General features: G+C 75.8%; 16 protein-coding genes. 10 read left to right on the forward strand and 6 right to left on the reverse strand.

Annotated elements, in window-relative coordinates; translation table 11 throughout:
- Nucleotides 1–59 precede the first annotated feature (59 nt).
- Both ACW14Y_RS35745 and ACW14Y_RS35750 read right to left on the reverse strand, forming a co-directional pair.
- Nucleotides 60–332, reverse strand: coding sequence for a ferredoxin (locus tag ACW14Y_RS35745; RefSeq protein ID WP_380395207.1), 273 nt, complete (start codon nucleotides 330–332; stop codon nucleotides 60–62).
- Entirely contained in the window at nucleotides 329–1585 is a 1257-nt protein-coding gene (locus tag ACW14Y_RS35750) for a cytochrome P450 (RefSeq protein ID WP_380435798.1), read from the reverse strand. The genes ACW14Y_RS35745 and ACW14Y_RS35750 overlap by 4 nt, the downstream gene beginning before the upstream one ends.
- Before the next feature lie 424 nt (nucleotides 1586–2009).
- Between ACW14Y_RS35750 and ACW14Y_RS35755 the strand changes: the two genes are divergently transcribed.
- The 4 genes from ACW14Y_RS35755 to ACW14Y_RS35770 all read left to right on the forward strand — a co-directional run bounded on the left by ACW14Y_RS35755 (nucleotide 2010) and on the right by ACW14Y_RS35770 (nucleotide 4540).
- Complete coding sequence (locus ACW14Y_RS35755; RefSeq protein ID WP_380312694.1) at nucleotides 2010–3095, forward strand: S-(hydroxymethyl)mycothiol dehydrogenase; 1086 nt, start codon at nucleotides 2010–2012, stop codon at nucleotides 3093–3095.
- Nucleotides 3092–3730: an MBL fold metallo-hydrolase gene (locus ACW14Y_RS35760; protein ID WP_380312692.1), complete on the forward strand. Its 639-nt coding sequence runs from the start codon at nucleotides 3092–3094 to the stop codon at nucleotides 3728–3730. The genes ACW14Y_RS35755 and ACW14Y_RS35760 overlap by 4 nt, the downstream gene beginning before the upstream one ends.
- A gap of 69 nt (nucleotides 3731–3799) precedes the next feature.
- The gene (locus ACW14Y_RS35765; RefSeq protein ID WP_380312370.1) at nucleotides 3800–4201 is read left to right on the forward strand and encodes a pyridoxamine 5'-phosphate oxidase family protein; all 402 of its coding nucleotides are present in this window, start codon (nucleotides 3800–3802) and stop codon (nucleotides 4199–4201) included.
- Nucleotides 4202–4348: 147 nt separating this feature from the next.
- A complete protein-coding gene (locus ACW14Y_RS35770; RefSeq protein ID WP_380312368.1) occupies nucleotides 4349–4540 on the forward strand; it encodes a hypothetical protein in 192 nt (63 codons plus the stop codon).
- A gap of 121 nt (nucleotides 4541–4661) precedes the next feature.
- On the opposite strand, the gene ACW14Y_RS35775 is transcribed toward ACW14Y_RS35770, so the two are convergent.
- A complete protein-coding gene (locus tag ACW14Y_RS35775) occupies nucleotides 4662–5873 on the reverse strand; it encodes an alpha/beta hydrolase family protein (RefSeq protein ID WP_456984827.1) in 1212 nt (403 codons plus the stop codon).
- A gap of 146 nt (nucleotides 5874–6019) precedes the next feature.
- The gene (locus tag ACW14Y_RS35780) at nucleotides 6020–7357 is read right to left on the reverse strand and encodes a DUF5685 family protein (protein ID WP_380312364.1); all 1338 of its coding nucleotides are present in this window, start codon (nucleotides 7355–7357) and stop codon (nucleotides 6020–6022) included.
- Between the two features lie 279 nt (nucleotides 7358–7636).
- Between ACW14Y_RS35780 and ACW14Y_RS35785 the strand changes: the two genes are divergently transcribed.
- Both ACW14Y_RS35785 and ACW14Y_RS35790 read left to right on the forward strand, forming a co-directional pair.
- Nucleotides 7637–9133, forward strand: a complete 1497-nt coding sequence (locus ACW14Y_RS35785; RefSeq protein ID WP_456984828.1) for a hypothetical protein — start codon at nucleotides 7637–7639, stop codon at nucleotides 9131–9133.
- A gap of 363 nt (nucleotides 9134–9496) precedes the next feature.
- A complete protein-coding gene (locus ACW14Y_RS35790; protein WP_380435810.1) occupies nucleotides 9497–10405 on the forward strand; it encodes an ArsR/SmtB family transcription factor in 909 nt (302 codons plus the stop codon).
- Between the two features lie 129 nt (nucleotides 10406–10534).
- Here ACW14Y_RS35790 and ACW14Y_RS35795 read toward each other — a convergent pair whose 3' ends face one another.
- Nucleotides 10535–10936, reverse strand: coding sequence for a hypothetical protein (locus ACW14Y_RS35795; RefSeq protein WP_380313059.1), 402 nt, complete (start codon nucleotides 10934–10936; stop codon nucleotides 10535–10537).
- 195 nt (nucleotides 10937–11131) lie between these two features.
- On the opposite strand from ACW14Y_RS35795, the gene ACW14Y_RS35800 reads away from it, so the two are divergent.
- The 3 genes from ACW14Y_RS35800 (at nucleotide 11132) to ACW14Y_RS35810 (ending at nucleotide 14006) form a co-directional block, all read left to right on the forward strand.
- Nucleotides 11132–11695 (forward strand): helix-turn-helix domain-containing protein, encoded by a 564-nt coding sequence (locus ACW14Y_RS35800; RefSeq protein ID WP_456984829.1) that lies wholly within the window; start codon nucleotides 11132–11134, stop codon nucleotides 11693–11695.
- Nucleotides 11692–13209 (forward strand): MFS transporter, encoded by a 1518-nt coding sequence (locus tag ACW14Y_RS35805; RefSeq protein ID WP_380313064.1) that lies wholly within the window; start codon nucleotides 11692–11694, stop codon nucleotides 13207–13209. Before ACW14Y_RS35800 ends, ACW14Y_RS35805 begins: the two co-directional genes overlap by 4 nt.
- A 104-nt stretch (nucleotides 13210–13313) precedes the next feature.
- On the forward strand, nucleotides 13314–14006 hold the full coding sequence (locus ACW14Y_RS35810) for an alpha/beta fold hydrolase (protein WP_380312872.1): 693 nt from the start codon (nucleotides 13314–13316) through the stop codon (nucleotides 14004–14006).
- 40 nt (nucleotides 14007–14046) lie between these two features.
- Here the strand turns inward: ACW14Y_RS35810 and ACW14Y_RS35815 are convergent, their stop codons facing one another.
- Nucleotides 14047–15501, reverse strand: coding sequence for a DUF2252 domain-containing protein (locus ACW14Y_RS35815; RefSeq protein WP_402722672.1), 1455 nt, complete (start codon nucleotides 15499–15501; stop codon nucleotides 14047–14049).
- A 238-nt stretch (nucleotides 15502–15739) separates the two neighbouring features.
- Here ACW14Y_RS35815 and ACW14Y_RS35820 point away from each other — a divergent pair, with 238 nt between their 5' ends.
- Nucleotides 15740–16171, forward strand: a complete 432-nt coding sequence (locus ACW14Y_RS35820; RefSeq protein WP_380312868.1) for a ribosomal maturation YjgA family protein — start codon at nucleotides 15740–15742, stop codon at nucleotides 16169–16171.
- The last annotated feature ends 3 nt before the right edge of the window (nucleotides 16172–16174 follow it).

Consider the following 16174-nt stretch of genomic DNA (forward strand, 5'->3'; position numbering starts at 1 on the left):
CTGTCGGCAGGCTCGGCCAGGCTCGGCCGGGGCCGGCCGGATCGGCAGGGTGGCCGGGGTCAGCCCGTCGGGTCGATCCGCCGCCCGTCCCGTACCCCGTACAGGGAGAGCGCCTCGACCGGACAGTAGTCGACCGCGTCGGCCAGTTCCGAGGTCAGCGGTTCGCCGCCGGCGCCGGTCGGCTGCTCCCGCACCGGCCGGGCGAGCCCGTCGGCGCCGAGCGCCAGCGAACCGGGCGCGGTGGCGGCGCACATGCCTGAGCCGATGCAGCGGTCCCGGTCCACCTGGACGATGACCGCCGGCGCCGCGCCGGGCGCCTCCCCGCCCGTCACCAGGCGACCCGCAGGTGCTGCGGGCTGCGGGTGAGCAGGCCGCGCCGCCAGTCGATGGCCGCCGCCGTCCCGGCGAGCCGCAGCGAGGGCAGCCGGCGGGCCAGCCGGTGCAGGGCGAGCTCCAGTTCCATCCGGGCCAGCCAGGCCCCCAGGCAGTGGTGCGGCCCGGCGCCGAAGGTGTACATCGGTGCGGCGAGCGGGGAGAAGAGCTCGGTCAGCAGGTCGCCGGTGAACACCTCGGGGTCGGTGTTGGCGGCGCCGGTGTCGGCGGCAACCACGCTCCCGGCCGGGATCCGCACCCCGCCGATGTCGAGGTCCTCGACGGCCCGCCGCAGCAGCCCGGGCAGGACGTCGGAGTCCCCGAGCGGGACGGCGCGCAGCAGTTGCTCGGTGGCGGCGGCCGCGCTCTGCTCGTCCGAGGCGAGTTGCTGCCAGGCCTCGTGCCCGTCGCTGAGCAGGTAGACCAGGGCGTTGCCGAGCGAGGTCATGGTGGTCTCGTGCCCGGCCACCACCAGGCCGATGACGAGCGTGACGATCTGCTCCTCGGTGATCCCCGGGGTGTCGGCGGCGGCCGCGAGCAGGCTGCTGACGAGGTCGTCGCCGGGCGCGGCACGGCGTTCGGCGATCACCTCGGCGCCGAAGCCGGCGAACTCGGTCATCGCGGTGCGGATCGCCTCGGCCGAGTACGCGGTGGCGGACAGGGCGTGGTCGCTCCAGTGTTCGAGACGCTTGCTGTCGAGGCCGTCCAGGCCCATCAGCCGGCTGATCACGGCGATCGGCAGCGGGCGGGTGTAGCCGGCCACGATGTCGGTGGGCGAGCCCCGGTCGATCAGCTCGTCGATCAGGCCCTCGACGACCGAGGCGACCCAGGGGCGCCACCGGGCGATCGCGCGCGGGGTGAAGGCGCGCTGCACGGTGCGGCGCAGCCGCTGGTGCTCGACGCCGTCGATGTTGAGCATCGAGGACGGGTCGTCGAGCAGGTTCGGGGTGAGCGAGACGGGCGGGGCGCCGGGGGCGTGCAGCGGCGCGCGCCCCAGCCGCGGGTCGGTCAGCACCTGCCGGACGTCGGCGTGCCGGCTGACCAGCCAGACGGGGGTGCCGGTGGGCAGGGCGGCCAGCCGGGGCGGGCCGGGTTCGAGCAGCCGCAGGCAGTGCAGCGGCGGCAGGACGGCCTGGGTGGTGCTGCCGACGGCGGGACCGGGGTCGGTGGCGGTGCCGGTACGGGCACCGGTGGCACTGTTCTCGGCGGACATCCGTACTCCAGACTCCAGGGCGGTGGCCGCTGGGAGGGCGGCCGACGGGGGGTGGATCCGGGCGGTGCGCGGGGACGGGCGGCGTGGTCGACGGCGTGCCGAGTGGGCCGGGTTCGCTACGACCGTACGTGGGCGACGGGCCACAGTCAGCGACGATTCCAGCCAACGCCGGGGTGGCGAGGGGGTGGTGAGGGCACGGCGGCACTGATGGGCGCTCAGCGCCGGCCGCGCGCCCCACCTCGCGCCGTGCCCGAGGTCCCGAGGGTGCCGTCGGAGGGCCGGGACGACCGGTGAGGCGGATCACCAGGGGCGTTCCCCGGCCGCCCGCCGTGACGGGCGCTAGGCTTCGTGGGCGGGTCGTACGATCCGCGTCGACGCAGGTCACGCCGGTACACAGGGGTACCGGCCGACGGAGGAGAACCGGATGGCCCAGCAGGTCAAGGCAGTCGTCGCACGCGCCAAGGGCGCGCCCGTGGAGGTGACGACGATCGTCGTGCCCGACCCCGGGCCGGGCGAGGTGGTGGTGCGGATCCAGGCCTGCGGCGTGTGCCACACCGATCTGCACTACCGCGAGGGCGGGATCAACGACGAGTTCCCCTTCCTGCTGGGGCACGAGGCCGCGGGTGTCGTGGAGACGGTCGGCGAGGGCGTTTCCGAGGTCGCGCCCGGCGACTTCGTGGTCCTCAACTGGCGCGCCGTCTGCGGCCAGTGCCGTGCCTGTCGGCGTGGACGCCCGCAGTACTGCTTCGACACCCACAACGCCAAGCAGAAGATGACGCTGCTGGACGGCACCGAGCTGTCCCCGGCCCTGGGCATCGGCGCGTTCGCCGAGAAGACCCTGGTCGCGGCCGGCCAGTGCACCAAGGTGGACCCGGCCGCCGACCCGGCCGTCGCCGGTCTGCTCGGCTGCGGCGTGATGGCGGGCATCGGCGCCGCGATCAACACCGGCAACGTCGGCCGCGGCGACTCGGTCGCCGTGATCGGCTGCGGCGGGGTCGGCGGGGCGGCCGTGCTGGGCTCCCGGCTGGCCGGCGCGGCGAAGATCATCGCGGTGGACATCGACGACCGCAAGCTCGCCACCGCCCGCAAGCTCGGTGCCACCCACACCGTCAACTCGACCGCCACCGACGCGGTCGAGGCGATCCGCGAGCTGACCGGCGGGAACGGCGCGGACGTCGTGGTCGAGGCGGTCGGCCGCCCGGAGACCTACAAGCAGGCCTTCTACGCCCGCGACCTGGCCGGCACCGTCGTCCTGGTCGGCGTGCCGACGCCGGAGATGCAGCTGGAGCTCCCGCTGCTGGACGTGTTCGGGCGCGGCGGCGCGCTGAAGTCCTCCTGGTACGGCGACTGCCTGCCCTCGCGGGACTTCCCGATGCTGATCGACCTCTACCTCCAGGGCCGCCTGGACCTCGGCGCGTTCGTCAGCGAGACCATCGAACTCGACGCGGTGGAGCAGGCGTTCGAGCGCATGCACCACGGCGACGTGCTCCGTTCGGTGGTGGTCCTGTGAGCACCGGCGACCTCCGGATCGACCGGCTCGTCACCGCCGGCACCTTCGAACTCGACGGCGGCAGCTGGGAGGTGGAGAACAACGTCTGGATCGTCGGCGACGACGCCGAGGCCGTGGTGATCGACGCGGCCCACGACGCCGCGGCGATCGAGGCGGCGCTCGGCGGACGCCGGCTGCTCGCCGTCGTCTCCACCCACGCCCACAACGACCACATCGACGCCGCCCCCGCGCTCGCCGAGCGCACCGGCGCGCCGATCCTGCTGCACCCGGACGACCTTCCGCTGTGGAAGCTCACCCACCCCGACCGGCTGCCGGACGGCGAACTCGCCGACGGACAGCGGATCGAGGTCGCCGGTACGGAGCTGACCGTGCTGCACACCCCGGGCCACGCGCCGGGCGCGGTCTGCCTGTACGCGCCGGAGCTGGGCACCGTGTTCACCGGTGACACCCTCTTCCACGGCGGCCCCGGAGCCACCGGCCGGTCGTTCTCGCACTTCCCGACCATCATCGACTCGATCCGGGAGCGCCTGCTGACGCTGCCGCCGGAGACGGTGGTCCGGACCGGCCACGGCGACCCGACCACCATCGGTGCCGAGGGCCCGGCCCTGCCGGAGTGGATCGCCCGCGGGCACTGACCCGAGTCCGTACCCGGGGCGTCGGGCCCGGCGGCCGTCCGCCGGGCCCGACGACGTAGCATCGCGGGCATGGCCCATGACCCCCGCGCGCTCGACGACGCCTTCCTCTCCTTCTGGCGGGAGCGGCACATCGCCACCCTGACCACCCTGCGGCCGGACGGTTCGCCGCACGTGGTGCCGGTGGGGGTGACCTTCGACCCGGCGACGGGGATCGCGCGGGTGATCAGCAGCCGGACCAGCCGGAAGGTGCGGAACGTGCTGGAGGCCGGGGCGGCGGGCCAGCGGGTCGCGGTCTGCCAGGTGGACCGGGCGCGCTGGTCGACGCTGGAGGGTGTGGCCGTGGTCCGGCAGGAGCCGGAGGCGGTGGCGGAGGCGGAGCGCCGGTACGCCGAGCGCTACCGCGAGCCCCGGGTGAACCCGGACCGGGTGGTCGTCGAGATCACGGTGGACCGGGTGCTCGGGCGGGCCTGAGCCGCACTCCGGACAACCCCCTCCGGACAACCCCCTCCTGAGTACCCCCTCCTGAGCACCCCCGGCACCGCCCCGGCAGCCGGGGTTCCGTTCGGTCGGTCCCCCTCCGTTTATCCGGCGTTGATCGTCGGCGCCTAGGGTCGGGGCATGACCGAGGGAACGAGGGGCGGCCGGGGCACGCGGACCCAGGCCGAGGGCGGCCGGATGACGGCCGAGGACACGGACCGGTTCCGGGTGCTGCTGGCCCGGCTGGAGGACTCGCTGGCGGCCGACCGCCGCGGTGCGGCGGCCGTGACGACGGTGGGGGCGCCGAGACCGGCGGTGGGCCGCGATGGGTGAGCGCCGTCCGGCGGACCACCGCCCGGTGGACCGCCGCCCGGCCGCCCGGGTCGAGGTGCTGCCGCTGTGGCAGCGCGGCGCCCGGACGGGCGAGCCCGCCCGGAACGCCGTGCCCGGAGCGCTACTTGGCGAAGCGGACCTCGGGGAAGGCGCGCGAGGGCCGGTCGAGCAGCGGGGCCGCACGGCCCAGCAGGTGCCGGTCGAGGAACGCGCCGAGGTAGGCGCGGGTGGCGGCGAGGGCGCGGTCGCCCCGGACGCTGCCGAAGAGGTCGGGCCCCGAGTCGGCCGGTAGCTGGTCGCGGCTGCCGAGGGCGTCCACCACCCAGTGCTCGTCGGAGAACGAGAGGTGTCCGGCGGTCGGCAGGTCCACCCAGTACCGGGGGCCGGTGAGCCGCTTCCAGGTGTCCTCCCAGTTCCCGGTGGCGCCCGGTGAGCCGCCGAGCTGGGCGCTGAACAGCAGGACGGGGCGGGAGCGGAGGCCGGTGGGCGGGATCCAGACGCTGCCGTCGAGGTTGGCGGCGGCACGGATCCGGCGGTCCTCGGCCATCGCCTCCAGGGCGGCCGCGCCGCCGAGCGAATGGCCCACCGCGGCGATCCGGCCCGGGTCGACGGTGAGCCCGCGGACCGGGCCCCGGCCGCCGGGGGCGGTGAGCCGGTCGATCACGAACCGCAGGTCGGCCGCCCGGGCGCGGGAGGCCGTCGCGCCGAAGTCCGGGTCGGTGCCCTCCCGTCCACAGACCAGGCAGGGTTCGATCCGCCCGCCCGGGAACTCCACCAGGGTCTCGTAGGTGTGGTCGACCGCGGCCACCGCGTAGCCCCGGGCGGCGAGTTCCTCGCCGAGGGCGGTGAGGGTGGTACGGCTCAGGCCGAAGCCGGGGGAGAGCAGGACCAGCGGATGGCGCCCCGGGGCCGGGCGGGCCCCGTCCACGGCGCCGGTCCGCACCCCGGCCGGTTCGGGGCCGCCGTACAGGGCGGTGGACAACTCCGGTGACAGGTAGGGCGCGTGGGCGCCCCGGACGGAGTCGGTCGGGTACCAGAAGGTGACCATCAGCTCGCGGGACGGCGTGTCCGGGCGCCAGGGGTCCGGCCGGTCCCGGTCGACCAGGCGGGCCGAGGTCGTCCCGACGGGCCGGTGGGTGCTGGTGGCCGGCACCCGGGGGCCGGCGGCCTCGGGCCTGGCGCCCGCGGCGGCGTCGGGCGCTGGGTCCGCGGCGGTCGTGGTGGCGGTGGCGGCAGCCGGGGCGGAGGCGGCGGCCGGGCCGGCGAGGGCCAGCACCAGGGCGGTGGAGGCGATCGGCAGGGCGGCGGAACGCCACCGGGCGGTCTTCGACATGACGCCACGTTAAGGAGGCGGACCGCTCCGGCGCGTCGCTCCGCCGGGGGACGGCGGGTACGCCGCGAGGCGGAGCCGGCCCGGTCCGGGACACGCCGTCGGACCGGGTCCGGCTCCACCTGCGGGCGTGCCCGGACGGGGTGGCCTCAGCAGTCGCAGCCGCAGTCACAACCGTCGCAGCAGCCGCAGTCGCTGCAGCACTGGGCGTTCTCGCCGCAGCACTCGCAGCCGTCGCAGCAGTTGTCGCAGCTGCAGCAGTCGTTGCGGGCGCAGAAGCCCTCGCGGCGCTCGCCGGAGAACGGGTGGTTGTGCTCGCAGCAGAGCAGCTGGCAGGTGCAGCCCATCAGCGCCCAGGCGGCGCAACCGGCCAGCAGATTGCGGCGGTTGGGCGGCGGCGCCCCGGGCGGGGTGAAGCCGGGGCCCTGCGGCACCCAGGGCGGGACCGGGGCGCCCGGGCCCTGCGGCGGGGCCTGGCCGGGGTCGTGCCGCGGCGGGCTCTGGTAGGGGTTGGAGCCGGTCGGGTCCAGCTGCGGGTGGGCGTGCGGCGCGTGGCCGTGCGGCTGATGGTCGGTCGGCGCCGTGCCGGGCTCGTGCCCGACCCGGCAGGCGGCGTGGCCGGGCCGTCCGAAGACCCGCTCGACGGCCCGCTCGGTCTCGTGCGCGAGCAGGATGTGCACCAGCGCCCGGTCCGTGAGCTCGACGTCCCGCAGGGCCAGCCGGATGCCGTGCACGGCGTCCCGGCACAGCCGTTCGGCCTCGGCCCGGTCGGTGCCGGTGGCGGCGAGCGGGTTCCAGGCGCCGCTCGCGGCGTCGGCCTCCTGGTCCTCGGCGGCGTCCAGCAGGTGCGCCAGCCGCCCGAACAGCCGCCCGGCCTCGGCCAGCGGCGCCTCGTTGCCCGGCCGTCCGGCCAGCACGGCGGTGTGCGCGAACGCGGCGGCGGTGGCGGTCTCGGTGGGCTCGGTGACCAGCAGCACCGAGCCGCCGGCCGGCAGCTCGCGCTCCAACTCGCCCTGGCGGGAGGCCGCGTCCAGCAGGACCGAGGTGTCGAAGCCGACCACCGAGGCGCTGCCCGCGCTCTTGCGGTCCCAGCGCCGGGTGACCGCCCGGGCGCCGGCCGCGACCGGGCGCCGGGCGAACACGCCGTCCTCGTCCTCGACATGGTCGCGGATCTTCACCGAGGCGAGCGCCAGCGAGACGGCGGCCGCGAGCCGGGCACCCTCGCCCCGGGCGACCGAGGCCGTCCGCATGCCGCGCAGCGGGCACGGCCCGGCGGTCCGCCGGCCGGCCCCGGCGGCGGTGTGCCCGGCGGCGGCCTGGGCCTCGACCAGCACCGAGATGATCAGCCCGTCGTAGTTGGTGGCGGTCCGCGCCAGTTGCCCGTGGTCGTCGCGCAGGGCCAGGCAGAGGCCGCAGAGATGGGCCATCCAGCTCGCCTGGAGCCGCTCCGAGAGCCGATGGCGGCACGGCCTGATGATGCCGAACATGTGGTTCCCCCGTGTTGTGCATGGGCCACCCGGCCCTCGATCGCGCACATCATACGATCGACAGCCCGTTCGTCCGGAACCGAAGACGGGCCCCGAACCCGCCGGCCCGACCGCAGGGCCCGACCGCCGGGACCAGTTCGTCCGGATGCGGAGGAAAACCGGGCGCCCGGTGTTTATTCGTTGTCCATTCCCGTCCGTCATCATTCCGTCCGCACGTCGCCGAGTGAACCGGCTTGCCAGGAAGGCCGGTTGGCGAACCGAGCCGCGGAGGAACCCCCCTTGACCCGAGACCTGTCCCCGGCCGAGCAGAAGGTGCTGGCCACCATCACCGCCCGGATCGACGCGATCGTCGCCCTCGGCACCGTCGCGGAACTGACCGCGACCACGGTGCTGAACGGCCCGGGAGCCGCCCCCGACTACCCGGCCTTCCAGCAGCGTTTCGCCCGGCTGGGCCGCCGGATGCGCGAGGTGCGGTTCGTGGTGCGGGAGGACCTGCCCGCCACGATGGGGGCGAACACGGTCATCACCAGCGACGAAGTCCCCTCGGTGCGGGAGATCCAACTCCGTCCGAGCCTGGTCGGCCCGGGCACCCGGAGCCTGACCGACCGCGCCCTCACCCTGGTGCACGAGCTGTCCCACAGTCTGCAGGAGGGCCTCGGGGACCACCCGGTCAAGGACTACGCGTACCGCAGCGGCTGGGCCTGGACCTACCTCTCCGCCGAGGTGGCCCGGAGCAACGCCGACACGTACACCGAGGCCGCCGTCATGCTCCTCGAACGGAGCGAGAACGCCTGGGGCCGGTACCAGCGTTTCGGACGGCTCGCGGCCCAGCGGGGCGAGTTGGCGCGGCGGTCCGGGACCACCACCCTCGGCGGCGCGCTGGCCTGGCTGGACATCATGGTCAACCGGGCCTGGGTCCGCGCCGGCGACTGCGAGGGCTTCGCCCGGACCACCTTCACCGAGGCCAAGTGGAAGACGCCCGAGTGGGCCGTCTGGAAGCGCCACGCCCGTTCGCTCGCGCTGGAGAACCTGCTGGCCTCCTGGGGGTACATCACCGAGCGGACCGTGCGCGGCGGCGTCGCCTGCCTGCTCCCCAAGGACCAGGCGGTGGTGGCCCAGCTCTTCCCCTACCTGAGCGAGCTCAAGCACGCGGTGGACCGGATCGACCCGCTCCTGGTCGAGCGCGGCGACCGGATCACCTTCGACGCCGCCTCCGGCACCCTGCGGGTCCCGCGCGGCACGGTCGACCGCGCACCGCTGGCGCTCGCCGAACTCCTGCTGGACGCCGTGATCGAGGGCACCGCCGGCCTGACGGAGGCGAAGCCCTTCGCCCAGCGGGCGCGGGAACTCGTCCGCGCCCTGGTCGACCAGGACCGGGACGTGGAGCGGCAGGGAGTCGCCACGCTCCGGAGCGTCTTCGCGGCCGTACCGGCCGTCCAGCCGAGCGCCGACCGGTGGGCCGCCCTGGCCGTGGAGCTCGATGCCGCCGTCCTCGCCGATGTGCAGTACCGCTGGGAGCGCCTGGCGAAGGACATCCCCGCGGTGACCGGGCTGCCGGACGAGGTGGACCGCGAGGTCCTGGCCGGCCTCGCCCCGTACTTCACCGAGGACATCGAGACGCTTCGCACCGTCCATGGCCGTACACCGGTCCCGTCGGACGTCCGCAGGGAACTGGCCGCCACGATGAAGGCGACAGCCCTGCACATCACCAACGCCTACCCGGGCCAACGGCCGGAGCTCGACAGGCTGCGCGCCCGCCTGGAGGCCCTGGCCTGACGCCGGTCGCGGAAGGCCGGTCGACACCGCCCCGTCGGACCTCGTCCGTCGGGGCGGAGCGCTGTCCACGTCCCTGTCGCGTCCCGGTCGCGGCCCTGCCGCCCGGCCGGAACGCCGGGTGAACGCCAGGTTCCCGCCATGGAAGGAGCCGGGGCGGAGGCACAGGATGGTCCGCGACGTCACCGACCCGGCCCGGGACCACCCCCGTCGGGCGGCGTCGATCCGGCCTGTCGCCGAACCCGGCCGGGGACAGCCGTCGCACCGCGAAGCGCAGGCCGACGCGACCGGGCCACTGGGGGATGTGTGCTGACCGTCAACTTCGCTGTCCCGGATCTCGCCCGTACCCGGTTCGTGGTCTCACCGATGGACCACGTACTGACCGCCCTGGCCGGGTCCCACAGCTGGGCCGGCACCCGCCGCGCCCGCTGGTGGACCCGGATGCGCGGCCGGATACCGCAGACCGCCGCACCGCTGATCGAGCTGCTGGGCACCTGCCGCACCGGTGTCCCGGACTTCCTGGTGACCCATCCGCAGGGCACTCGCCGACAGCTCGCCGACGAACTCGACGCCCTGGCGGCCACCACCCCGGCCGAGCTGCGGCAGGCGCTCGCCGGGTACGGCGGCGGGCGGGGCGTGCCCCGGATCGTCGCCGAGCTCCGCGAGGGCGACACCCGCCGGCTGCGGCCGCTCGCCGACGGCGCCCTGGCCCTGTTCCGGACCTGCCTCGCCGAGGACTGGTCCGACATCCAGCGCCATCTGCAGACCGACATCGCCCACCGCGCCCACGTCTCTGGCGAGGCCGGGATCGGCGCCATGCTGGGAGTGCTGCACCACCGCGTCGGCTGGCAGGAGGACGGGGTGCTCCGGTGCGCGGTGGGCGGAGCGGACCGGACCGTCGACCTGGACGGCCGGGGCCTGGAGCTGCACCCGAACTTCTTCGTCCAGGACGGCGTCGGCGCCGTCCTCGCGCCGGGCCGGCCGGCGGTGCTGCTGCACCCGACCACCGGCCCGTCGACCGACCGCGGGACGAGCGGCGCCGACCCGCTGACCGGCCTGATCGGTTCGGCCCGCGCCCGCGTCCTGCGGGCCGTCGGGCAGGCGCCCTGCAGCACCACCGAACTCGCGGCCCGCCTCGGCATCGGCCTGTCCAGCGCCAGTGCCCACGCCACCGCCCTGCGGACGACCGGTGCGATCACGACGCAGCGGCAGGGGCGTCACGTCCGCCACCTCGTGGCACCGCTCGGGCGCGCCCTGCTGTCGGCGGGCACCTGAGCCACCGGGTTCCGGACCGCTCCCGGACCGCTCCCGCACTGCACCCGCACCGCACTGCACCGCTCCCGTACCGGTCGGCCCCGGTCGCCTCGCGAGGCGACCGGGGCCGACCCCCGGGTGGGGCCGGGGTCAGTTGAGCGGGCCGCAGCTCGGGGTGCCCTGGGGCGTGGCGTTGTAGTAGCGCTGGACGCAGGCCTTCATGGAGTGGCCCGGACCGTCGTAGAACCACGGCGACTGGGCCCCGCTGCCGGGGGCGGGGGAGGAGCTCCAGACCAGGTTGCCGTTGTCGTAGAGCGTGAAGCGACAGCGGTAGGGGTCGCTCGCCGAGTTCTGGGTCGGGTTGTTCGCCATCTCGTCGTGGTAGGCGCCGTTGACGAAGTGCAGTTCGATCTTCTCGACGGCCTGGCACTGCCCGGAGCCGATCGGGAAGCTGCCCTCGGCGGCGAACGCCTGGCCGGGGCTGAGGGTCAGGGTGGCGCCGAGGCCGAGCGTGGCCACGGCGAGCAGACGGGCGGCACGGGCAGAAAGCATGGTGGTCCTTCCGAGGACGGAGGCGGTTGCAGGTGCCGGGCGCCCGCCGGCGCCCGGGACCAGTGCACCGCCGGTGGGGTCGACGGGGCCAGCTGTTCGGCCCCGGGGCGAAGGGTCGGCCCGGACCCGCGTCCCTCCCGGCCGGCCCCGCGGCCCGGACCGGGGGCGTCCCATATCCGGGATAGCATCACGGATATGGGAATCGACACGGCCGCCGACGAGCGGCTGGCGGAACGGCTCGCGGAACTGCGGGTCGAACGCGGATGGACGCTGGAGGAGTTGGCGCGGCGGGCGGACGTCAGCCGTTCGACGCTCTCGCGCGTCGAACGGGCCGAGGTGAGCCCGACGGCGGCGCTGCTCGGGCGGCTCTGCACGGTGTACGGGCGGAGCATGTCGCGGCTGCTCGCCGAGGTCGAGGCGGCGCCCGCCCGGCTGGTGCGGGCCGCGGACCAGCGGGTCTGGCGGGACGAGGCGACCGGGTACGTCCGGCGCTCCGTCTCCCCGCCGCACGGCTCGCTGCGGGCCGAGGTGATCGAGGGACGGCTCCCGGCCGGCGCCGACATCGCCTACGACAAGCCGGACAACACCGGCCGGGAGCACCACCTCTGGGTGCTGGACGGCCTGCTGTCGATGACCGTCGACGGCACGGAACTCCTGCTGGAGGCCGGGGACTGCCTGCGGTTCACCGCCGAGACCAGCCGCTTCCGCTGCCCCGGCCCGACCGGTGCCCGGTACGCGCTGGTGGTGGTCGAACCGTGAGCGCGACCGGCACGACACCGGCGCCCCCGGTCAAGGAGCGGTTCGACGCGGCCGGGCGGCGGGTGCTGCTGGTCTGCGTCGCCGGCGGCTTCACCACCCTCATCGACCAGTCGGTGCTCAACACCGCGATCCCCGCGCTGCGCGAGTCGCTGCACGCCCAGCCCGCGCACCTCCAGTGGATCGTGGCCGGCTACTCGCTGGCCTTCGGCCTGGCCCTGATACCCGGCGGGCGGCTCGGCGACGTGCGCGGCCGCAAGTGGTTCTTCGTCGGCGGCCTCGCCCTGTTCACCGTCGTCAGCCTGCTCTCCGCGACCGCCACCGAGCCCTGGGTGCTGGTCGCCTCCCGGCTGCTCCAGGGCGCCGGTGCCGGACTGGTGAACTCCCAGATGATCGGCACCCTCCAGGACGTCTTCCAGGGCCAGCTGAGGGCCCGCGCGCTCGGCATGTACGCCGTGACCGGCGGCCTCGCCTTCGCCCTCGGCCCGCCGATCGGCGGCGCGGTGCTCGCCGCCGTCGGACCGGAACAGGGCTGGCGGCTGACCTTCCTGCTCAATGTGCCGTTCGGGCTGGCCACCCTGCTGCTGGCGGTCCGCCACCTGCCGCGCCCGCGCCCCAGCGCCCGGCACGCCGACCTCGACCTGGTCGGACTGCTGCTCGTCGGCGCGCTCACCCTGGTGCTGATGCTGCCGTTCGTCCAGCCCCCCGGCTGGGCCGGCTGGCTCGGGTTCGCCGCCGCGGCGGCCGCGCTGCTCGGCGCGCTGGCCCGGTGGCAGCACCGCTACGCCCGGCGCGGCGGCCATCCGCTGATCCACCCGGCGCTGATCCGCTCCGCGCCGTACGCGCTGGGGACGGCGGTGGCGATGTTGCAGTTCGGCTCCTCGCTGGCCGCCGGACTGGTGCTGACGATGTTCCTCCAGGACGGACTCGGCCTCTCGCCGATGGGCGCGGCCCTGGTCGCGCTGCCGTCGGCGGTCGCGATGGGCTTCGCCTCGGCGTTCGCCTGGCGGGTCGTCCAGCGCTTCGGCCGGCGGACCGTCACCGCGGGCATGGCCGGCTCGGCGCTGGTGATGCTCGCGGGCGGCCTGGTCGCGCGCTGGTCGCCGACCGGTCCGCTGCCCTGGCTGCTCGCGCTGCTCCAACTGCTCGGCGGCGCCTCGGTCGGGCTGATGGCGGCCTCCAACCAGGCGTTCGTGCTGCGGCACGCGCCGGCCGAGGCGGCCGGGGTGAGCGGGGCGATCCTGCAGATGGCGCAGCGGATCGCGGCGGCGGTGAGCGTCTCGGCGCTGTCCGGCGTCTATCTGCGGGCGACCGGCGGGGGCGGCGGGCACCGGGCGGCGTACGCGTGGGCGAGCGGGGTCTGCGCGGCGGTGGCGGCGCTGGCGGTGGTCGCCTCGGTGCTGGCGGGCCGGGTGTCGGCGCGCGGAGCGGGGTCGGTCGAGGCGGGAGCCGCGGCGGCCGGGGAGGTCGCGGACGCGCCGGGTGCCGCCGCCCGGGAGAACACCCCGAGCCGCTGACCGCTGGTTGCCGACCGCTGGTTGCCGACCGCTGTTCGGCGACCGCTGTTCGCTGTGCGAAAAGCCGGGTCCGGACGGCGCGGGCCCCGGCTACGGTGGCCGGTATGACCGAGCCTCTGACGGCGGTCGTCGAACTGCCGGGCCTCTCCCTCGCCTGCCGGGAGAGCGGCCCGGCCGACGGCCCGCCGCTGGTCCTGCTGCACGCCCTCGGCGAGCGGGCCACCGACTGGGACGTGGTGCTGCCCGCCCTCGCCCCGCGGCACCGCGTCCACGCCCTCGACCTGCGCGGCCACGGCGACAGCGGCCGCCCCGGCCGGTACGGCCTGGAGGCGATGCGGGACGACGTGCTCGCCCTGCTGGACGCGCACGGCCTGGACCGGGTGGACCTGGTCGGCCACTCGATGGGCGGTGTGGTCGCCTACCTGGTCGCCCAGGAGCGTCCGGAGCGGGTCGCCCGGCTGGTCCTGGAGGACGTCCCCGCCCCGCGCCCGCGCCCGGCGAGTGCGGTGGCCGACGCCCCCGAGGAGCCCGTCGACTTCGACTGGGCGGTGGTCGGGGCGGTCAAGGGCCAGATCGACCGGCCGGACCCGCGCTGGCTGGAGCGGATGACCGCGATCACCGCGCCCACCCTGCTGGTCGCGGGCGGCCCGACCAGCCACGTCCCCCAGGGCGGACTGGCCGAACTGGCCGGACTGGTCCCCGACTGCCGTCTGGTCACCGTCGACGCGGGCCACCTGGTGCACCAGGACCGCCCGGCGGAGTTCGTCGCCGCGGTGGCCCCGTTCCTCGCCCCCTGAACGGGAGCGAGGGCCGGGAGCGAGGGACCGGACGCGTCCGTCAGATGCCGTGCTCGGCCGGGAGACGGCCCGCCCGTATGGCGGTGAGGAGGTCGGCGTGGTCGGCCTCGGTGCGGTCGGCGTAGGCGACCGCGAAGGTGGCCACCGCCTCGTCCAGGGCCTCGTTCTTGCCGCAGTAGCCGCTGATCACCCCCGGGTCGGCGGTGTGGGCGTGGGCCCGGGCCAGCAGGGCGCCGGTGATCCGGGCGTAGTCGTCCAACTGCGCGGGCAGCAGGGCGGCCGGGTCCACACTGCCCTTGCGGTTGCGGAACTGGCGCACCTGGTAGGGGAGTCCGTCGACCGTGGTCCAGCCGAGCAGGGTGTCGCTGACCACCTGCATCCGCTTCTGCCCGCGCACCACCCGGCGGCCCTCGTGCACGTCCGCCGCGGCGACCGGGTGGCCGGCCCGGGCCAGGTGCGGCAGCAGCACCGACGGGCGCGCCTCCTTCACCTGGAGCACCAGCGGCTGCTCGCGGTGGTCGGTCAGCAGGACGACGTAGGAGCGGGTGCCGACGCTGCCGGTGCCCACGACGCGGAACGCCACGTCCTGCACCCGGTAGCGGGACAGCAGCGGGTGCAGCTCGCCGGGCACGGTCCCCACGTACTCGCCGAGCGAGGCGGCGACGGCGGCGGCCGTGGCGTCCGTCACCTCGCTGAGCACCGGCGGCGCCGAGGTGAAGCGCCAGGAGCCGTCCTCGGAGCGGACGGCGGACTTGGCGGCGAACCGGGCGCTGGTGTTGCCGAGCGCCTTCGCGCCGACCTTCTCCAGCAGTTCGGCCAGGTCGTGGGCCTGGGCGAAGGAGACCAACTGCTCGTCCGCGACGGCGTTCCAGGCGTCCAGCGCGGGCAGCTTGGCCAGGGCGCGCATGGTCCGGCGGTAGGCGCCGGCCGCGTCGAAGGCGGCCCGGCGGGCGGTCGTCTCGTCGGCGCCGATCTCCCGGCCGGCCAGCACCAGGCTCGCGGCGAGGCGCTTGAGGTCCCACTCCCACGGGCCGGGGACGGTCTCGTCGAAGTCGTTGATGTCCATCACGAGCTGTCCGCGCGCGTCGCCGTACAGGCCGAAGTTGGCGGCGTGGGCGTCGCCGCACAGCTGGGCGACGGTGCCGCTGGTCGGGGTGGCGGCGAGGTCGGCGGCCATCAGCCCGGCCGAACCGCGCAGGAAGGCGAACGGGGTGGCGGCCATCCGGCCCAGCCGGATCGGCACCAGCTCGGCCAGCCGGCCCTCGTTGGAGGCCTCGATCGCCTGGACGGCGGTCGGGCGGTCGGTGGCGGGCGGGAACTCGGCGTGCCGCTCGCGCGGGGTGCGGGTGCGCAGGGCCTTGCCGCGCTCGCGCGCCCCGTCGTCCTGGCGCGGTGCGAAGCCCTCGACGGTGAACCGCCGCCCGGTCCCTTGCCCGGCCCCCGCCACGTCCGCCGGTGTCCCGGACCCGTTCACCGTCTCGGTCAGCTGCGTCACTGCGCCCCGCCCTGTCTCTGTCGTTCCCGTCCGCGGCCTGCGCGGACCCGGCCCGGAAACGGGCCGGCCAGCAGGGTACCGGTCCGCGCGTCCGGTCTTTCGGCAGGGAGGGACGCATCGGGGGCGACCGCGGTTCCCGGGGCGGCCGGCGGGTTGTGGCAGGTGGGCGGGGCTCGGCCGGTCGGTGCCCCGGTTCGGCCGGTCGGTCGGAGGCGCCGGCCGGCCGTAGGGTGCGGGGATGAACGATCTTCGGGGGCGGTGGGCGGTCCGGGGCGCGGCCGCGACGGCGGTGGTGCTCACGGTCGGGGCGGGGCTCGGGGTGCGGACGGTGGCGGGCGGCGCGGCGGCCAAGTACGCGGGCGACGCCCTCTACACCGTGCTGCTGTACGCGCTCGCGGTGCTGGTCGCGCCGAGGCTGCGGCCGCCGGTCGCGGCCGCCTGGGCGGCGGGCCTGAGCTGGGCGGTGGAGCTGTTCCAGCTCACCGGCGTCCCGGACGACCTGGCCCGGCGCAGCACGCTCGCCCGGCTGGTGCTCGGCTCCACCTTCAACCCGCCGGACCTGTTCTGGTACCTGGTCGGCGCCGGTCTGGCCGCCCTCGTGCACGCGGGGGTCCGCGCGGGCACGGGGGCGGCCGGACGACCGGGCGTCGTCCGACGGTCCGTCAACTGACGG

The organism is Kitasatospora sp. cg17-2 (assembly GCF_054031055.1).

Bases quoted from the DNA above. Each gene is read 5' to 3' on its own strand.
- ACW14Y_RS35750 (WP_380435798.1), bottom strand. From the start codon at position 1,585: ATGTCCGCCGAGAACAGTGCCACCGGTGCCCGTACCGGCACCGCCACC.
- ACW14Y_RS35755 (WP_380312694.1), top strand. From the start codon at position 2,010: ATGGCCCAGCAGGTCAAGGCAGTCGTCGCACGCGCCAAGGGCGCGCCC.
- ACW14Y_RS35765 (WP_380312370.1), top strand. From the start codon at position 3,800: ATGGCCCATGACCCCCGCGCGCTCGACGACGCCTTCCTCTCCTTCTGG.
- ACW14Y_RS35770 (WP_380312368.1), top strand. From the start codon at position 4,349: ATGACCGAGGGAACGAGGGGCGGCCGGGGCACGCGGACCCAGGCCGAG.
- ACW14Y_RS35775 (WP_456984827.1), bottom strand. From the start codon at position 5,873: ATGTCGAAGACCGCCCGGTGGCGTTCCGCCGCCCTGCCGATCGCCTCC.
- ACW14Y_RS35780 (WP_380312364.1), bottom strand. From the start codon at position 7,357: ATGTTCGGCATCATCAGGCCGTGCCGCCATCGGCTCTCGGAGCGGCTC.
- ACW14Y_RS35790 (WP_380435810.1), top strand. From the start codon at position 9,497: ATGGACCACGTACTGACCGCCCTGGCCGGGTCCCACAGCTGGGCCGGC.
- ACW14Y_RS35795 (WP_380313059.1), bottom strand. From the start codon at position 10,936: ATGCTTTCTGCCCGTGCCGCCCGTCTGCTCGCCGTGGCCACGCTCGGC.
- ACW14Y_RS35800 (WP_456984829.1), top strand. From the start codon at position 11,132: ATGGGAATCGACACGGCCGCCGACGAGCGGCTGGCGGAACGGCTCGCG.
- ACW14Y_RS35810 (WP_380312872.1), top strand. From the start codon at position 13,314: ATGACCGAGCCTCTGACGGCGGTCGTCGAACTGCCGGGCCTCTCCCTC.
- ACW14Y_RS35820 (WP_380312868.1), top strand. From the start codon at position 15,740: ATGAACGATCTTCGGGGGCGGTGGGCGGTCCGGGGCGCGGCCGCGACG.